The organism is Marinomonas sp. CT5 (genome assembly GCF_018336975.1).
Lineage (GTDB): Bacteria > Pseudomonadota > Gammaproteobacteria > Pseudomonadales > Marinomonadaceae > Marinomonas.
In genome coordinates, this window is sequence record NZ_CP025572.1 from 2,477,398 (window position 1) to 2,495,734 (window position 18,337).

The 18,337-nt window shown below is 42.3% G+C and carries 14 protein-coding genes; 2 read left to right on the plus strand and 12 right to left on the minus strand.

Annotated features, from left to right (window positions below; all coding sequences use genetic code 11):
• The first annotated feature begins 7 nt into the window (after positions 1-7).
• Positions 8-1,177: a cation:proton antiporter domain-containing protein gene (locus C0J08_RS11635; protein ID WP_212652140.1), complete on the plus strand. Its 1,170-nt coding sequence runs from the start codon at positions 8-10 to the stop codon at positions 1,175-1,177.
• A gap of 183 nt (positions 1,178-1,360) precedes the next feature.
• Positions 1,361-3,451, plus strand: a complete 2,091-nt coding sequence (fusA, locus tag C0J08_RS11640; RefSeq protein WP_212652141.1) for an elongation factor G — start codon at positions 1,361-1,363, stop codon at positions 3,449-3,451.
• A gap of 144 nt (positions 3,452-3,595) precedes the next feature.
• Here fusA and C0J08_RS11645 read toward each other — a convergent pair whose 3' ends face one another.
• The 12 genes from C0J08_RS11645 to C0J08_RS11700 form a co-directional block, all read right to left on the minus strand.
• Positions 3,596-4,648 carry an aldo/keto reductase gene (locus tag C0J08_RS11645; protein ID WP_212652142.1) on the minus strand — a complete coding sequence of 351 codons (1,053 nt, stop codon included), beginning with the start codon at positions 4,646-4,648 and terminating at the stop codon, positions 3,596-3,598.
• Between the two features lie 144 nt (positions 4,649-4,792).
• On the minus strand, positions 4,793-5,971 hold the full coding sequence (locus C0J08_RS11650; protein ID WP_212652143.1) for a cytochrome-c peroxidase: 1,179 nt from the start codon (positions 5,969-5,971) through the stop codon (positions 4,793-4,795).
• Positions 5,972-6,151: 180 nt separating this feature from the next.
• Entirely contained in the window at positions 6,152-6,409 is a 258-nt protein-coding gene (gene minE / locus C0J08_RS11655) for a cell division topological specificity factor MinE (RefSeq protein ID WP_212652144.1), read from the minus strand.
• Position 6,410: 1 nt separating this feature from the next.
• Complete coding sequence (gene minD / locus C0J08_RS11660; protein WP_212652145.1) at positions 6,411-7,220, minus strand: septum site-determining protein MinD; 810 nt, start codon at positions 7,218-7,220, stop codon at positions 6,411-6,413.
• Between the two features lie 57 nt (positions 7,221-7,277).
• Positions 7,278-8,003: a septum site-determining protein MinC gene (minC, locus tag C0J08_RS11665; protein WP_212652146.1), complete on the minus strand. Its 726-nt coding sequence runs from the start codon at positions 8,001-8,003 to the stop codon at positions 7,278-7,280.
• A 299-nt stretch (positions 8,004-8,302) separates the two neighbouring features.
• Entirely contained in the window at positions 8,303-12,043 is a 3,741-nt protein-coding gene (locus C0J08_RS11670; RefSeq protein WP_212652147.1) for an AAA family ATPase, read from the minus strand.
• Complete coding sequence (gene sbcD / locus C0J08_RS11675; protein WP_212652148.1) at positions 12,040-13,317, minus strand: exonuclease subunit SbcD; 1,278 nt, start codon at positions 13,315-13,317, stop codon at positions 12,040-12,042. Before sbcD ends, C0J08_RS11670 begins: the two co-directional genes overlap by 4 nt.
• Positions 13,318-13,359: 42 nt before the next feature.
• Positions 13,360-14,229, minus strand: coding sequence for a 2Fe-2S iron-sulfur cluster-binding protein (locus C0J08_RS11680; RefSeq protein ID WP_212652149.1), 870 nt, complete (start codon positions 14,227-14,229; stop codon positions 13,360-13,362).
• Positions 14,230-14,706: 477 nt separating this feature from the next.
• Positions 14,707-15,087, minus strand: coding sequence for a nuclear transport factor 2 family protein (locus C0J08_RS11685; protein WP_212652150.1), 381 nt, complete (start codon positions 15,085-15,087; stop codon positions 14,707-14,709).
• A 174-nt stretch (positions 15,088-15,261) separates the two neighbouring features.
• A complete protein-coding gene (locus C0J08_RS11690) occupies positions 15,262-16,491 on the minus strand; it encodes a GmrSD restriction endonuclease domain-containing protein (protein ID WP_212652151.1) in 1,230 nt (409 codons plus the stop codon).
• A 488-nt stretch (positions 16,492-16,979) separates the two neighbouring features.
• Positions 16,980-17,420 carry a GNAT family N-acetyltransferase gene (locus tag C0J08_RS11695; protein ID WP_249344248.1) on the minus strand — a complete coding sequence of 147 codons (441 nt, stop codon included), beginning with the start codon at positions 17,418-17,420 and terminating at the stop codon, positions 16,980-16,982.
• Between the two features lie 89 nt (positions 17,421-17,509).
• Entirely contained in the window at positions 17,510-18,280 is a 771-nt protein-coding gene (locus C0J08_RS11700; protein WP_212652153.1) for a GNAT family N-acetyltransferase, read from the minus strand.
• Positions 18,281-18,337: the final 57 nt, after the last annotated feature.

Consider the following 18,337-nt stretch of genomic DNA (forward strand, 5'->3'; position numbering starts at 1 on the left):
AACACTAATGGAAGCATCGATAGTACACTCCTTTTTTTTGATATTCGCAGGAGCTGCTGTCGTTGCTTCCATTGCTTTATATACAAAGCAACCTATGATCATTGCCTATATTGCACTAGGTGTTTTGTTCGGTCCCTCCGCATTATCACTCATCAACGAACCAAGACTCATGGATGAAATGAGTCATATTGGCATCATCTTTTTACTTTTTCTTCTCGGCTTAGATATGCAGCCAAGCCATTTAATCAATATGTTAAAAAAGGCTTCAGGAATCGCCCTCCTAAGCTCAGCAGCTTTTGCCGTTTTAGGATATGTCGTCTCGATTTCGTGTGGCTATAGCAATGTAGAAAGCTTAATCATTGGTATCGCTATGATGTTCTCCAGCACAATTGTGTGTATAAAACTATTACCCACTACGGTGCTTCATCATAAACATACAGGAGAACTAGTCGTTGGGTTATTGCTGTTACAAGACATGATTGCCATTGCAGTATTACTGGTTTTATATAGCATTTCGGGTACAACAGATAATGGAGCAATGCAATATTTAAAGCCTCTTATTGGCCTCCCTCTCGTTATCGGTAGTGCTTTCTTCTTCGTAAAGTATATTTTGCTTAAGCTCATTACTCGATTTGATCGCTTTCATGAATATATTTTCTTAGTCTCGATTGGCTGGTGTCTTTCCATGGCTGTACTCGCTGAAACTGCAGGCTTATCTGCAGAAATGGGCGCCTTCATCGCTGGCGTTGCTTTAGCAACAAGCCCTATTTCACAATACATTGCCACTCACCTAAAACCTCTAAGAGATTTTTTCTTAATACTTTTTTTCTTTACCATTGGCGCAAGTTTCAATTTGGATTTACTAGGACTTGTTATACTTCCTGCATTGATCTTGGCTCTTAGTTCAATGCTCATCAAACCTGTTGTTTTCCGCTATTTATTAAAAGGAATAAAAGAAGACGCTAGCACATCGTGGGAAGTAGGGTTCCGATTAGGACAAGTAAGCGAATTTTCACTCTTGATTGCCTATTTAGCAGCAAACATAGGGTTGATAGGAAAAGAAGCCTCCCATGTAATTCAAGCGACGGCAATTATTAGTTTTGCCCTATCTACTTATATTGTCATTTTGAACTTTCCAAACCCTATCGCCATTTCCGATAAATTACGTCGAGATTAGGTGTTTTACAATAATTTCAAGCGCAGTTAAAAGATCTTAAGCCACATTTATAAAATGCTTTTATCTTGCCCCTTTCTTTAGTCACATAAAATATAATAGAATAGCGCGAAATACCTGACTATGAATAAAAAAGTCTTGTATAATAGCGCGCAAATTTCGTCCTCACTTATTTAGAGTAATGTAATGGCTGACTTATCAAAATACAGAAACATCGGTATTTTTGCTCACGTTGACGCGGGCAAAACTACTACTACAGAACGTATTCTTAAACTTACCGGTATGATCCACAAGCTTGGTGAAGTTCACGAAGGCGAATCTACAACAGACTTCATGGAACAAGAAGCTGAGCGCGGTATCACCATCCAGTCTGCGGCTGTAAGTTGTTTCTGGAAAGATCACCGTTTTAACGTTATCGACACACCTGGACACGTTGACTTCACAGTAGAAGTTTACCGTTCTTTGAAAGTTCTTGACGGCGGTGTTGGTGTATTCTGTGGTTCTGGTGGTGTTGAACCACAATCAGAAACTAACTGGCGTTATGCGAACGAATCTGAAGTTGCACGTTTGATCTTCGTTAACAAGCTAGACCGTCTAGGTGCAAGCTTCTACCGTGTAACTGAGCAAGTTAAAAAAGTACTAGGTGCTACTCCTCTTATCATGGTTCTACCTATTGGTACGGAAGATGAGTTCTCTGGTGTTGTAGATCTTCTAACTCGTAAAGCTTACGTTTGGGATGACACTGGTCTACCTGAAAACTACAGCATTGAAGATGTTCCTGCTGACATGGTTGATCAAGTTGAAGAATACCGTGAGAAACTAATCGAAACTGCAGTTGAACAAGACGACGACCTAATGATGGCATACATGGACGGTGAAGAACCTTCTATCGATGACATTAAACGTTGTATCCGTAAAGGTACTCGTGATCTTGCTTTCTTCCCTACTTACTGTGGTTCTGCCTTCAAAAACAAAGGCATGCAGCTTCTTCTTGATGCTGTAGTTGATTACCTTCCAAGCCCAACTGAAGTAGATCCTCAAGATCTTACTGACGAAGAAGGTAACCCAACTGGCGATAAAGCAATCGTTGATGCTAAAGAGCCATTAAAAGCACTAGCATTTAAAATCATGGATGACCGTTTCGGTGCCCTTACTTTCGTACGTATCTACTCAGGCGTATTGAACAAAGGTGACACAATCCTTAACAGCTTCACGGGCAAAACTGAACGTGTAGGCCGCATGGTTGAAATGCAAGCTGACGACCGTAAAGAAATCAACACAGCACAAGCTGGTGATATCATTGCAATCGTTGGTATGAAGAACGTACAAACTGGTCACACTCTATGTGATCCTAAGCACCCTTGTACTCTTGAAGCAATGGTTTTCCCTGAGCCAGTAATCTCTATCTCTGTTACTCCTAAAGATAAAGGCGGTAACGAGAAAATGGGTATCGCTATCGGTAAAATGGTTGCAGAAGATCCAACTTTCCGCGTTGAGACTGACGTTGACTCTGGTGAAACCATCCTTAAAGGTATGGGCGAGCTTCACCTAGACATCAAAGTAGATATCTTGAAACGTACTTACGGTGTAGACCTGATCGTTGGTCAACCACAAGTTGCTTACCGTGAAACAATCACGAAAGAAGTTGAAGACACATACACTCACAAGAAACAATCTGGTGGTTCTGGTCAGTTCGGTAAAATCGACTACCGTATCAAACCTGGTGAAGTGGGTTCAGGCTTCAAATTTACTTCTACTGTTGTGGGCGGTAACGTACCAAAAGAGTTCTTCCCTGCTGTAGAAAAAGGCTTCAAGTCTATGATGGAAGAAGGCGTTCTAGCTGGCTTCCCAGTACTAGACGTTGAAGTAGAATTGTTTGACGGTGGCTTCCACGCAGTTGACTCCTCTGCGATTGCCTTCGAAATCGCGGCTAAAGGTGCTTTCCGTCAATCTGTTCCTAAAGCTGGTCCACAGTTGATCGAACCTATCATGAAAGTTGACGTATTCACTCCAGACGATCACGTAGGTGACGTAATTGGTGACTTGAACCGTCGTCGCGGCATGATCAAAGACCAAGAGAAAGGTTTGACTGGTGTTCGCATCAAAGCAGACGTTCCTCTATCTGAAATGTTTGGTTACATCAGCTCTCTACGTACGATGACATCTGGTCGTGGTCAGTTCTCTATGGAGTTCTCTCACTACCTACCATGTCCTGCAAACGTTGCAGAAACAGTAATTGCAGCTGTTAAAGAGAAGAAAGAAAAAGAAAAGAACTAAGATCTATTTTTCTTAACTCTAAAAAACCCGATGCCTTGGCATCGGGTTTTTTATTGCCTGTATTTTCTCCCTTTGATACCCCCTAAATCAACAGACACAAAAAAAAGCGCCGAAGCGCTTTTTAATCTACTAAAACTAAAAACTTTAAAACGGCACAGGATACTCTTTAAACACCGCCATAATATCTTTCAACGCCTCTTCTGATAAGCTCATATCAAAAGCAGCCATATCCTCTTTAAGTTGCTCAAGAGAGGTTGCACCTATAATGGTTGAAGTGACACCATCCACTTGATTACACCAAGCCAAAGCAAGCTGAGCCGGAGTAAAACTATGTTTTTTAGCAACATCAAGATAAGCGGTAACCGCTTTTTCAACTAGAGGCGTATCACGGAAAATACCGTTACGTTGAGCATACGTCCAACGACTACCTTCAGGACGAGCACCACCAAGATATTTGCCTGTTAATGCCCCTGCCGCCAAAGCAGACCAAGGCAAGTAAGCCACATCTTCATACACACAGTTTTCAACCAAATATGGCCAATCTTTTGCGTGTAATAGACTAAACTCATTCTGGATTGAAGCAACACGCGGTAAATCATGTTTCTCGCTTAAGCGAATAAACTCATTAATGCCCCATGTTGTATCATCAGATAAGCCAAAGTGACGAATTTTACCCGCTTTAATACAAGCATCTAGCCCGTGCAGAATATCAAGAATTTGAGCGGATTGTTCTTCGTGATCAACGTCAGTAAAAGTGATCGCCCCAGGGAAATGCTTAGAAAAATGCGGCGTTGTACGATTTGGCCAATGTAGCTGATAAAGATCGATATAATCTGTTTGAAGACGCTTCAAAGAAGCATCAACCGCTTCAACAATAGTCTTACCAGATATGTTACTGCCACCACGAACATATGCTAGTCCAGGCCCTGCAATTTTAGTCGCCAAAATAAACTCTTTACGGCGCTCTGGGTTACGAGACAACCAATCACCAATAATGGTTTCTGTTTTGCCATAAGATTCTTCAGTTGGCGGCACAGAATACATTTCTGCGGTGTCCATGAAGTTCACACCATTTGCTAAAGCATATTCTATCTGCTCATCAGCATCGGCTTGATTGTTTTGGGTACCCCAAGTCATGGTACCCAAGCATACGCGAGAAACTTCTAAGCCAGTTCGGCCAAGTGGAACATATTTCATTATATTAACCCTTCATATTCTAGCGACACATACAAGATGCAAAAAATAACCAAAGGGTCAATGTAATAAATTTTTGTCTTAGTAGCCAGTTTTATCAATGAAAACAATAAGGACCTAACCAAAACAATCTAATAAATAACAACTCTAGTTATCAAGCAAAGATTCGTAACGCTGATCTGTCAGTGTTTTCAAAAAAGCCACAATGGCATCCACCCGCTGATCCGGAAGAGCAGGCCCTTTTTGCAATTCAACTAAGTCAATATTTTCAGCAACTTCTGGTTTAGCCCAAGGTTTACCTGTTTCAGGGTTTATCGTGCGTTTAGGATTATTGTACTTATCATAAAAAAGCACCACAGTTCTTAGATCCTTAAAAACACCGTTGTGCATGTATGGGCCAGTCACTGCTACATTACGCAACGATGGCACCTTAAATTTTCCAGCTTGCTTAGGGTCATCTATTGAAGGATTGTCCAATAATCCCAAATCTTTCTTATTACCATTTTGAGCCATTAAATCAGGATTTGCCGGCACTCCGATATTACGAAACTCATAATTAGTAAAAGTTTCTTGAGAATGAAGAGGCGACTTATGTAACTGATGACAAGAATTACAATTCGTGAATTGTTGAGAGAAAAACAAAGTCTTGCCCAATTCCTCTTGGGGCGTTAACGCTACCTCACCACGTAAGGACCGATCGTACTTGGAATCAAAAGGCATAAACATGGCCGTTTGCTCAAAACTGGCAATGGCATTTGTAATAGCCGCATAACCCTTAGCAGGATCATTCAAAACCCCTTCTCCATAGACAGAATTAAACAGCGTTTCATACCGCTCATTTTCTCTCACCCGATCAACCACAACAGCAGCACTTGGCATAGCCATTTCCAATGGATTTAAGAAAGGACCCTCTGCTTGCTGCGGTAACCCCGAAGCGCGACCATCTAAAAATTGACCACCGCGGTACTCGCCATTAGTCATACGATGAAACGCTGGAGAAAACGCGGCATAAGCAGCTGTCGGTGTATTGCGACCTCCCATAGAAGATCCATCACTACCTAATGAAACTGCACCAGATAATGCCTCTCTTCTTTTATCCACAAAAGCATTGCCAATATCATGGCAGGTACCACAAGACTGATTACGCTCTTTAGATAAACTGGTATCAAAAAACAGTTGAGCACCCAACATCGCTTTAGGATCTGTCGTAGCAATTGGTAGATCCGAAGATAGACGAGCAGGTTTCTTTTTTGCAACAACTTGTTTTGGTTCGCTGCAAGCTGAAAGAAATAAAGCAGTAACGACACACAGAGAAAATCGCATCATATTATCTTACTCTAAGAATCAAAATTGAATGCAACGAATCATACACCCATGGAAATCTGAGTAAAACAATGCTACTAAAAGACAAGAGATTTGACATAAAAAAAAGCACCTAATAAGACACATATCAATCATCTCGTTAGGCGCTTCTTATTTTATCAACAGCAACTTATGATAAAAATTCTAGTTTTGCTCTGGCAAAGTCACATTTAGCTCCAACACAGAACAATCATCCGTATTATCAAGCTGTATCTGCACGTCTTCACTGCCGATATTTACATACTTACGAATCACATCAATAATTTCCTGCTGCATTTGTGGCAAGTAATCAGGTTGATGACGCTTACTACGCTCGTGAGCCACAATAATCTGCAATCTGTCTTTAGCAACCGATGCGGAAGTTGGCGCGCTTTTGCTTTTGAAATAATCAAAAATTCCCACTCTAACCTCCTAACAATCGTTTGATGAAGCCTTTTTTCTGAACTTCTAAGAAGCGTAACGGACGTTCTTCACCCATCAAGCGATCAACAGCATCCATATAAGCAAGACCTGCTTCAGAATCAGTATCTAAAATCACAGGTGTACCTTGGTTAGAGGCTTTTAATACCGCTTCAGATTCAGGGATAACACCCAGCAAAGGAACTGCTAGAATATCTTCAACATCAGAAACGCTTAACATCTCACCCAAAGCAACACGATTTGGATGGTAGCGAGTTAAAAGCAAGTGCTCCTCAATGGCCTCTTTACCCTCTTCCGCTCGTTTTGATTTACTTTGTAAAATACCCAAAATACGGTCTGAGTCACGTACCGAAGAGACCTCAGGGTTAGTGACAACAATCGCTGCGTCAGCAAAGTACAGGGCCATTTGAGCCCCTTTTTCAATACCAGCCGGAGAATCACAAATAATGTAATCAAACTCCTTGGCAAGCTCTTCAAGCACCCACTGTACACCCTCGATCGTTAACGCATCTTTATCGCGAGTTTGTGAAGCAGGCAAGATAAACAACTCTTTGGTGCGTTTATCTTTGATCAGGGCTTGAGAAAGTGTCGCCTCTTTGTTGATAACATTAACAAAGTCATAAACCACACGACGCTCACAACCCATAATCAAATCAAGATTACGCAGACCCACATCGAAATCGATAATAACGGTTTTATGACCCTTCAACGCAAGACCAGTCCCAATCGCAGCACTGGATGTTGTCTTACCAACACCACCCTTGCCCGATGTGACTACTATAATTTTTGCCAATGCTATATCCTCCGACACACTCAAATTGAGTCTATCTAACAAATTAAATAATAAACTTTAAAGCGGTACGATTTCTAAACTATCGTCAACTAATAACACTTGCGCGCTGTCTTTCCAAACGATATTTTGCAGCGCATCACTCAACATAAAATTACCCGCAATAGAAACCAATTCGGCCTCCAAGCTTTTGCAAAAAATTCGTGCGTCCACATCACCTTTAACACCCGCTAATGCGCGACCACGTAATGCTCCATAAACATGGATATTGCCATCCGCAAGAACTTCAGCACCAGCACTGACCTGATTAAGAATGATCAAATCACCTTCCGCATAAACTTGTTGTCCAGAACGAATCGGCTTGGTAATAACCTTTGTCGATTGGGGGACCAAGCGTTCTTCTACTACAGTTTTGACAACCACATCCGGACTAACCTCTTCCTTAACAGCAGGAGAGACATTAATCGACCTTGCTTTACTGGCAGGTAATAAAGGAATCGTTACCGAAGCATTCCAAACGGGCAATGCCTCAGGATCACAACGCCAACCAATGACACCAAGACCAAGATCATTTACAGACTTAATCAGCTCCTCAAACTCTTCCAAACGAATACCGCGCTTCATTTTTGAAATATCAATGATGATCGGTGCTTGATTGAAAAAATTCGGGACCTGATTAATCTTCTCTTTTAAATGAAACACAATGTCATCTAATGAGAAAGTTTGAATTTCTAATAAAATCGTCGTAACGACGCTTCCTTTGAGTCGGAAGCCTGAGTCTGTCATGCAAACTTTCCTTTTTTAATCGCTTAAATGGCTCTAATTACAACAAGCCACGCTGATAGCTCACTATCAGCGCTAAAAATCTATTCTAACAAGCTGAATGATTAAAGAAAGACACCTCTACAATGTCTTTACATTCTCTAAAAATCCGTAGCTGCTCTTTTGCAGTGCTAAGAATAACGCAAAATGAACAATAATGAACGTAAGATTAAGCATTTGATTTAATTAATATTTTACAACTTACTTACATACTTGTTCCCATAAAACTGGGGAAAACTTTTGCACCATCAAAGCCCAGCAAATCACGGAGCATTATCTAACCCATCCGCAGATTGCACAGCAAACTCCGAAGACAGACGACTTACTCCTAGCCCGCTTTGTTTAGTGAGCTTAATTTGTACTGGAATACGTTCTTTTAACGCACTGATATGACTGATAATACCAATGGTTTTACCTGATGAATGCAAGTTATCCAATGCATCCAGAGCCGACTCCAAGGTTTCGCTATCCAAAGTGCCAAAGCCTTCGTCAAGAAACAACGAATCAATACTGGTTTTATGAGAAACCAAATCTGACAAAGCCAATGCCAATGCCAAACTCACCAAGAAAGATTCACCACCAGACAGCGTTTTAGTGTCACGGGATGCATTCGCCTGCCAGGTATCCACAACAAGCAATGACAAGGCATCTTCATTGCGCATTAACTGGTAACGTCGATGCAAAATATCAAGATGCTGATTCGCCAAATACACCAAGTGATCCAAAGTAAGGCTTTGCGCAAAACGACGGAATTTCGCACCATCGGCCGAGCCAATTAAATGATTCAAACGCTCTAAATGTACAAAGGCTTCACGGCGTGCCGCTAACGCTTCCTTGGACTTCGCCACTTGTTCTCGGCGTTGAACTTCTTCTTGGATCTGTTGTGTGATCACTCCCCATTGACGATGCAATGCTTGGCGTTCCACATCAAGCTGAGTGCATTTTTCCTCTAGCTCGGCCAGAGACAAGGTGTCAAATACTGAGTTTTCCGTCATTAGATCGGGCTTGCCTTCATTATGCTTATGCAATGAGGCCTTAGTTTGATCAAACAAGGTCTGCAATCGAGTCACCGCTTGTTGCATACGCTGGGAATCCTCTTGCCATTGACGAATCTCATCGGCCGATAAACTCGCCTTTAACCACGCCTCTTCATTTTCAAAGCCTTTTTCCTGTAAACACTGCTTCCAATGGGACAAGGCATGCTCATATTCCGTAGTCATTGCAGTATGGGACTTATTAAGTGTTTCTAATGTGGCATTACATGAAGCCAACTCTTGCGCAGCCAGCTGTCGCTCAGACTCAATCTTATCAACACCTTGTTGAGCGCGCTCAAATATAGACTGGTGATCCTGACGAAGCTCAGCCACTGTCTTACCAGCAAGAAGCGCCTCCAACTCTTTAGTGATGGCGGCTAACGTCTCATCAAAAGTAGTAAGCTTGCTACGTATCTCATCATGCGACTGCTGATTCTCTTTCAATGAGCTTTCTATGTTTTGCTTTTCGTAACCTAGCTGTTCACCTTGCTGCAATAAAGCCTCGTAGCCCGCCTTACTGTTACGCCATTGCGTCATTGCGTCTTGCAATTGTGACAATGCTTCTGATAGCTCTAAATTAAAATAACTCTCAGGAACACTGACTTGCTGCATCTCCTGCTTCAAGTTAGCAATCGTGTTCTCTCGTTCCGTTTTTCTAGCGGCAATAGTCTGCTGAAGGCTTTCTAAGGTCTGCAATAGTAACTGGCATTGTGATTCTTCTTTTGCGACTTGCTGCTGCCATGTTTGATGTTGAGCGCTCACCTTCTGCAACTCAGCCTCTAGCGCCAAACGAGTCTGCTGAAGCTCCTCAAGTTTGGGTGCTACAGCCAGCTGAGCTTGCCAATCTTGATCAACGCGCTGCACCAAGGACAACACTTGCTCATGATTAGGCAAATCAACGACGGCTTGTTGATGATTGGTATATTGATGTAATGAAACCAACCATTCCCTAAGTTCATTCTCCTTCGCAACCAAGCCCTCAACCAACTGCTGACGCTGAGTTTGTCCGGAAGCAAGCTCTCTTTGCATCGCCTCCAGATCCGCCGCCAATTGCATGCCTTGTGCTTTCAACGTATCCAGTTCTTTTCCTAAACGAACAAATTCATCCTGGTTACCCGAATCGCTTTGGTACAGAGCCTTGGCTAAATCATGCTCTGCGGACCCACACAGTGGGCAGGCATCTTGTTCACCCAAATCATTACGTAACTGAGTCAGGGCGACAAGATGACGTTCGGCCTCAGCCAGTTTCTCAACCGTTTTCTGATGACGAAGTTTGTCTTTATATGACTGCCGGTGTTGCTCCAACTGACTTTGCTGCTGTTGGATACCTAGCGTCATCCGACTCAGATGACTGTCTAATTCCTCTAGCTGCCTTAATTGATCTTGGTAGGATTGCCACTGCTTCCAAAGAGATTGCGCATTATAATGAGCGCGTTCAGTGTGATGATAGGCTTTTTGCCATTCGCTGTAATCATCCTGTCCGGACAATTGAGTAAACGCATTCTGTGTATCCTGCAATCTCTTCTGCTGCTCTGCACTCGTAGTTTGCTCTCGTTCCAACTTGGCTTGATTGGCAGCCAGAGAGGAAGCGGCCGCCTCATAGGAGGTCGTGTTCGCTGCAATATTACTTTCTAGCTCAGCAATGGCCTGGGTATTTGCGGCAATGCTTTGCGCTTGATGTTGCCAACTGGATAATTGATTTTCAATTTTTTCAGGAGATGCCCAGTGGTTCAAAATCGCTTTACTGTCTTCACAAGCTTTATTCACTTCCGCTTGTTTATCAGACACGTTTTTTAACTGTGATTGTTGATTTTCAACTTTAGCAGCCACCTCTTTTAATCGAGTGGAAACATCCTGTTGCTGCGCTTTCACACTCTCCTGACGAGACAAGATAGGCTGAATTTGATCATTCACTTTGTTATTGAACGCTTCTAAGTCGGCACGGGCTTTTATCAGCCCCTCTTTCGCTTGATCAACCGATTCGTTCAAAACCACACTTTGCTTGTTCAGTTCTTGTTGCTTGTGCGTATATTGGTCTATATCGGCTTTGTTTTGATCTAGGCGGGACTGTAAACTGTGTTGCTTTTCATAGTCAGGTTGTAACACTTGCGCAGTCAACGCTTTTTCAAGTTGCTCTTGCTTTGGCGCAAAATCAGCCAGCGCCTGATTCGCCTCATCAACTTGCTGCTGATACAAAGCCACCTGCTCTTGCAGATTCTGCTCGGTACGACGCCATTCGAGTGCAGTTTGGTGAGACTTCAAGGCCGTCGCGTTTGCTTTATCATCCGCTTCAAAGTTCGCTTCCGTTAATTTAAGCTCAGAGAATGCCTCGTCCGTCAGTAACTGAGTCTGCTCAGTTAAACTTTCCAAACCGGCAATAGCCTGCTTTTCCGCTTTATGCTTTTCGAATACCCACTGTGACACATCGCCATAGATTTCAGTGCCTGTCAGTTCTTCTAATAACTCGGCACGATCATTGGCAGAGGCATTTAAAAAAGCCGAAAAACCACCTTGAGCTAACAGCATAGACTTGGTAAAACGCGAAAAATCCAATCCCGTGATGTCGGCTATTTTATCGATTTTCTCATTTATCTTAGTGGTAATTATGGTGCCATCACGCTCGCATAACTCGCACGTCATTGGCTGTAGCTTGCCATCGCTTTGTCCTCGGGCGCGTCTTTGCCCCCAAAACGCGCGATAGCCTTTTCCTTTTATTTCAAACTCCACTTCCGCCAAACACTCAGACGTATGACGTGTCATCACATCGTTCTGACTCGGTGATACTTTTAGACGTGGTGTTTCATGGTACAAAGCCAAACAGATTGCATCCAACAAGGTAGACTTACCTGCTCCCGTTGGTCCAACAATGGCAAAGACTCCCGCATCATCGAAGGGTGTCTTGGTAAAATCGATTTCCCATTCGCCTTTTAGGGAGTTCAAATTCTTCAGGCGCAGTTTGCAAATTTTCATGATTGCTTCTCCTCGCCTTCTTGTTGATACTCTTCCAATTCCACCAGGCAAGTTTGAAACAACTCAGTCAGCACTTTGCTTTCTTCTTCATCCAGCTCTAAATTCGATTTAAGACTCTGCTGAAAAACATCTTCAACGGTTAATTCTGATAGCGTTTTGCGAGCTTCAAAATCTTGATTCTTTTTCTCTAGACCACTGCGGCGCATAACTCGAAGCAACTCGATGGGCTTGCCATCGATCACTTCTAATAACCGCTTATGCACATCACTCAAATAGTCATCTGCGATCACTGTGACTTCTAGCCAAAGGTTTTTATCCTGCGGTAACTCCAACGCTGAAATCTGTTTAATGACCTCTTTTAAGTTCCCCTTCAAACTGGCCATGGGCTGGAAATTGGGAATACTGACTAACTGTACCGGATCCTTTAGCTCAGCAAATAAGTCATCAACAAAAGTGTCTTCGCCAATCAGATCCGTGTCGAATATCACCAAGCTTTTGTCTCGCCCCAATTCATCAAAGCTCAGCGGTATCGGCGAGCCACTATAGCGGAATCGACCACTTTTACTAATCGGCTGAGCACGATGAATATGCCCAAGTGCAAGATAATCAAATGCGGGGAAAACATTGGTTGGCAACGCTTCTAATGTGCCCACATAAAGATCACGAACCGATTCGCTTACCTGCCCACCAACGGCTGTCAAATGCCCTGTACCAATAATCGGCACTGGGGCTTTTAAGCGTTTGTTTTTCTCACACGCCGCGTCATACACTTGCTGATAAAAGTCGCCAATCATCTGCAATAGACTCATTTTCTTATCTTGCTCAGATTGCCCCGCAACACTCTGCATCACATCTTTTGGACGCAAATACGGAACAGCACATACCCAAGCTGCCACGTCGCCTTCTTTGTTGTTAAGAGGAATAACATGAGCATCAATGTCTTCAAGATTCGCCTGACTTGATACTTGAGTATCAAGGTATGTCAGCAAACTCTTAGATTCGTTTAGCATACTGACGGAATCATGATTGCCTGCGACGATCACCAACTGGCATTGTCGCGCCTTCATGTCCAACACCAACTGATGATACATTTCCCGCGCATAACTCGGCGGAGCCCCCGTATCAAACACATCGCCCGCGATAATCACAGCATCGATAGACGCTTCATCCACCAGCGCCAGCAACCAGTCAATAAATGCCTTGTGCTCATCACGGCGTGATTTCCCCATGAAATGCTGACCAAGATGCCAGTCTGAGGTGTGTAGTATTTTCATCTAAAGACCTAAAATTAAAATGTATAAAAACAAACAGTCAAATTACCGAACAAAATGCAGCTGACTCGGATGGATCCGCAAAGGACGCAATAACATACCCCAATCCTTTGCAGACACATTTTGACCATGATAAATAATATGCAAAGCCGCTGAACCGGCTTCAGTCAGCGACTCTTGTAGAAAAGCAATAAGCGCATCGTCTGCCAAACTCAGCGTCAAATCCTTATTCTCATAAAGAGAAAAATGCCCAAAATACTTTGATCTGTATTCCTGTAAGGCGTCACGCCAATAGGGCTGGAAGATGTCATTATCAGGTGAAGAAATCACCACAACCGGTGCATCAGCAATGTCCATTTCGAATAACAAGCGCCCTTTGCGCATACCTGTCGATAACTGCACATCCACTTTATCTTCGGATAACAGAGCCAAGGCCTGTTGCCAGTTTTGATCGTCCAGCTGGGCTTTTTTCAACACCAGCTTCAAAGGCGCTCCTGCTGGATTTAACGCCATGCTTTCATAATAGTGAGCTCGCTCATCAATCAAATCAGTGGATGATTGGCTGGCCGGAAAACCAACCGAAACACGATCTCCGAAAGAATCGTCACTTGGCCCTAAAAGCGTTAACTCGATAGCCGAATCATTCAAATGAATAGAATTTACAACAGAGAAAGAAGAAGACACGGCAGGCGTTTGCCGAGATAAAGACATGGCCGAAGAAATACTCGTTTGGCAGGAAAGAATCGATTCGCAGTTACTGGCATCATAAAGTCGGCAAGCACCGCAAGCACCGGCACGACAACCATAGCGAATATCCGCCCCCTGATTCAGCAAAGACGTCAGCAAATTTTCGCCTAACACCGCCTCATACTGCTCATTATCCAACTCAATCGTCAGCGCCTTTGAATCCATCATCCAACCTCCTCTTCGATTTGGCTATTATGACATATTCTAACCCGCTGACCTTGCACCCACTTTAAAAAAAGAAAAGGCAATGCTTGGTGGAAGCATTACCTTGGGATCACATTTTGAAATGAGAAGGTTTGGTAGCAACAAAGTGAAATGACATTCCCCCTCGAAACTATCGCCTACCTCGTCGGAATGTCATTTTACTTTGAGTCTGGCTTTTTTTGATTTTGTATAAAAAGAGTTATTGCGTGACCTAACTTTTGAGAAATCGTATTTCTCTATCATCAAGACCAGCTTCATGGAACGTTCGTTCACTGCATTAGAAGATGATTAAGGTAAAAGAAGGTTTTACTCGAAGCTTGGCTCATTATGTAAAAGCATCGTGAAATAACAATGTTCCTCTACCTTAATCAAGAACGCTGCAGATAGATCGCAACGCCAAGCGATAGAAATGTGACCTTAATTTCTTCCTAAGTGTATGACTTATTCTCGTACAACCTTTACCCATTTTGATCGCCACGCTTGCGCTTCCATAGGGTCAGGCCAGAACTCTTTTTGCTTAATAATGAAACCACCCTCCACTGTATGAAACGTGATAGCACGGGCTTTTTGAACACCATAGCTGATAGAAACATCGGTTACCACCGTTGCACCATCACAGACAATCGAATGAAGAGTAAACTGCCAAACACCGTTAGCAGGATAATAGGAATTAATGGCTGCAAAGTTATCCCTACCAACAATAAGTTCACCTGACTGAGGCCAAAAACCTTCAAAATCAGGACTAAGCCACTCACTCGCTTTGGCAAAGTCATTTGTTTGCATAGCATTCCAGAATGATAGAACAACATCCTTGGGGTTCATTTCTTCACCGTTAAAAGTAATTTAGGGGCAAGCGTCAAAATACTTTTTTACATCTTGCCTTAGATTCGTAAAATTCATTTTCACTTAATGGAATCTAATGCCCGAAACAAGTGCGGCCTTTTAGTGAAGACGCTGCAGTAACGAAAAACCACGCCATGCTTGACTTTTTTAGCTCTAATTTGCACTTTTTGCCAAGTTGCATTCAACACAGGCAACTTGGCCATTCTCAACTGTTGTTTTGCCCCCGTTGCTCCAAGCCACTTTGTGATCAGTGTGCCAATAATCCCAAGTACATTTGACACCATCGCATTTAATTTTGACTTGGCAAACTCCACCATCTCGACGGAAAATTGCCATTCTCTGTTCATGTGAAAATATTCTTTGTGGGTCAAGCGGAATAAGATCTGGAATTTCTTTGAGCACTCTCGTAAGTAAAGTCCTGTGCCTATACTCAACAGAATCTTGGCTGTCGGTAGTTCTACTCATCTTATCTTGATACGTTACCATTTCCGGATCGCGCTCGTCTGATGGCCTTTGCTCATCAGCTTTTCTCCATGTCTCAAAGTCAATGAACCATCGCCCCAATTCCGTGATGCGATTTTTAATATCAAAATTCTCTTTGAGGTAGGAAAATAAGATAAACAGAGATAATGATGTAAGTTTAGTTAACTCGGGGGTCTTTTCCGGAAAAGCCTCCAAAAGTAAATCCAACATTTTGATTATTTTCTTTGCTTCTTTGCTTTCCGAATCAAAATTTTCATTTCTTTCATACATTTTGACAATGTCAGCACTTTTGACACCACAAGGCTCTCCCTCTAATGCCGTCCTAATCATTTGAGATGCAATTAAATCGTACGCAAATCGATGATTCTTAAAACCGCAATTATCAAAAAAATCATGCTGTGCAACGATGCGCACAAAATCTTTCATATTGCCGCGCATCGCATTACGTTTTTCAGCAGCATTTAACGTTGTTCCATTCTGAAGCCGTAAAAACATCTCCTCAACTTCTTCTTCTGAGGCATTCCTCAATATCACAACTGTTAGCTCATATGCCTCAAACAAATCTTTTACATCTTCATCGAGCGTACTAAATCTCATTCCTGCAATTGCTTGCCCGTCGATATCATCTGCATCTTTTGAAAGTGGGAATTCATCATTATAAAATCCGTATATTGCGGTTAATCGTTGCTGGCCATCCACGGCTTCTTCTTCATATGCATCATCACTTATCTCACGCAGATATATCTTTGGTACGTCTAAATCTCGAAGAATTGAGTCAATAAGAAGTTGTTTTTGTGGCTTACTCCATACAGCCCCACGTTGATACGTCGGCTGAAGATTTATCTTTCTCATGCGACGACAAAAACTACGTACAGTCCTCTGTTCAGTTCCTCTTTTCATAAATTATTCCTAGGCTGTAGTACTTATAATTAAGAGTTATACAGCAGCGTAGCTGCGGATATAACCCGCTGTGAACGGTTGCGTTGTCTATATAGGGGATTGGCTTTTTATGGTAGGACTTCCCTGTTATATAACTCGCTAAATACCAAAATCTGTTTGGACGATACATCTTCAGATGGTCTTTGATCGCCGCTATGTTGATTCTTTATTTGCTCTTTTGTAGCGCGATTTACCCAGCGAGGCAAGCGATTCCCTCAGTCCCTATGATCGGATCTTTTTTATACTCTAAAATCTCAAGTTGAAATACTTGGTGGTCACTTCGATACTCATTTCAATATCGGCCTAAAGGCGCAACTTACAAAAATCTCTATAAACAGGACTCCCGCCTGTCAATCACCTTGGTTTGGGGTTGCGTTGACGCGTTGAACTTGCGAAACAGACGCAAGTAAAGCAAAGGCTACACGGTGTAAATCAGCTTAAATAGATTGCTATAAGCATAGTTTATGCATGTGCACGAACTGTTTGTCTTGTCCTGTCACCTCGAAGCCCAGCCTTTTGTATAGTTGCCCTACTCGATTTCCTTGTAGATAACAAAGCTGAATTGGTAACGATTGTTGAGCGGCAATTTCAATGACTCGTTTCAAGACATGGCTACCAATACCTTTACCTTGGTACTGTGGTAACAAAAAAAAACGACCAAAGTACAGGTGGTCAGCATGAAGCTGTACTAAATAACTGCCGACTGCAATTCCATCGACTTCTATTATGGTTGGTTTTTCCTCGTTCCATTCAGTGCGATGAATGTCTCTTTGAACATTCTCATCCCATCCAAAGATAGCTTTGATTGGTTCGAATTCTGCTGATTTCTTAAGCCCAAATAGGAACTCATAGTCACTATTTTCAGCTTTGCGTGTTTCGTACACTGCCACCTTATATAAACCTCTTGCTGTAAACACTAGATTAGATTCAAACAAAAGTGCTGAGTGTTACGAATCTGCTTGAGTTGATTATGATATTTCTAGTCTTTGCACCACACACTACGCATTCCAATACGACTAAAGCCGACTGATTTACAATTTTTGCTACTCGTACTTTTTGGCATTACATCGGTCAAAACCACTTTGGCACCCAAAGAGAAGGCCTCTTCGATTCTTGCTCTCAGTAAGGCCGTTTGACATCCCTTCGAGCGATAAGATTCTTGTGTATACGCATTAGCTAATATTGCGTATTCATTCTCAATAAAACTCGTTGCCCAAGCACATGGCTCACCATTTATTTTTACAACATAACAGCGAAAAGTATCAGTACAATATAACGAACGCTTCTTTTTCCAAATTTCCTCGGAACACTCTAAACCTGAGGTTTTGAGTAAAGTTAAAAATGTATCGACATTATCATGTGACCATCGCTCAACTGTTAATTGGCCTGTTTGCTCCGCACATGCTACGTAGTTTGCTTCCCTTAGTTCAAGAAACTCGTGTTCATAAGTAGACACAAACTCGTGATTTGATAACCATGTTTTCAGCTCATTGGTTATCGCCTGTAGATCAATAGAAATCTCTGGTGAAAAACCATGCTTATATAATGTCAGGTGGCTTTCTAAGTTTTCTGCACTACAAACACCATAGATAACTATCTGATTGTCGTACTTACGTGTTCTGTCCACAAAAACCGAACACCCTTCAGCTTCAACCGTAAAAAGCTCACTTTTTAAACCTGTTGAAAGCGTTCGCTCATTATTAAATTGAAAATAAGAGTTATATACGTCTTTGACTTTTTTATCTTGCATCGGTCCCTCGATATTGAATGAAATATACGACTCATATTTACGGATGGCTTAAGGCGC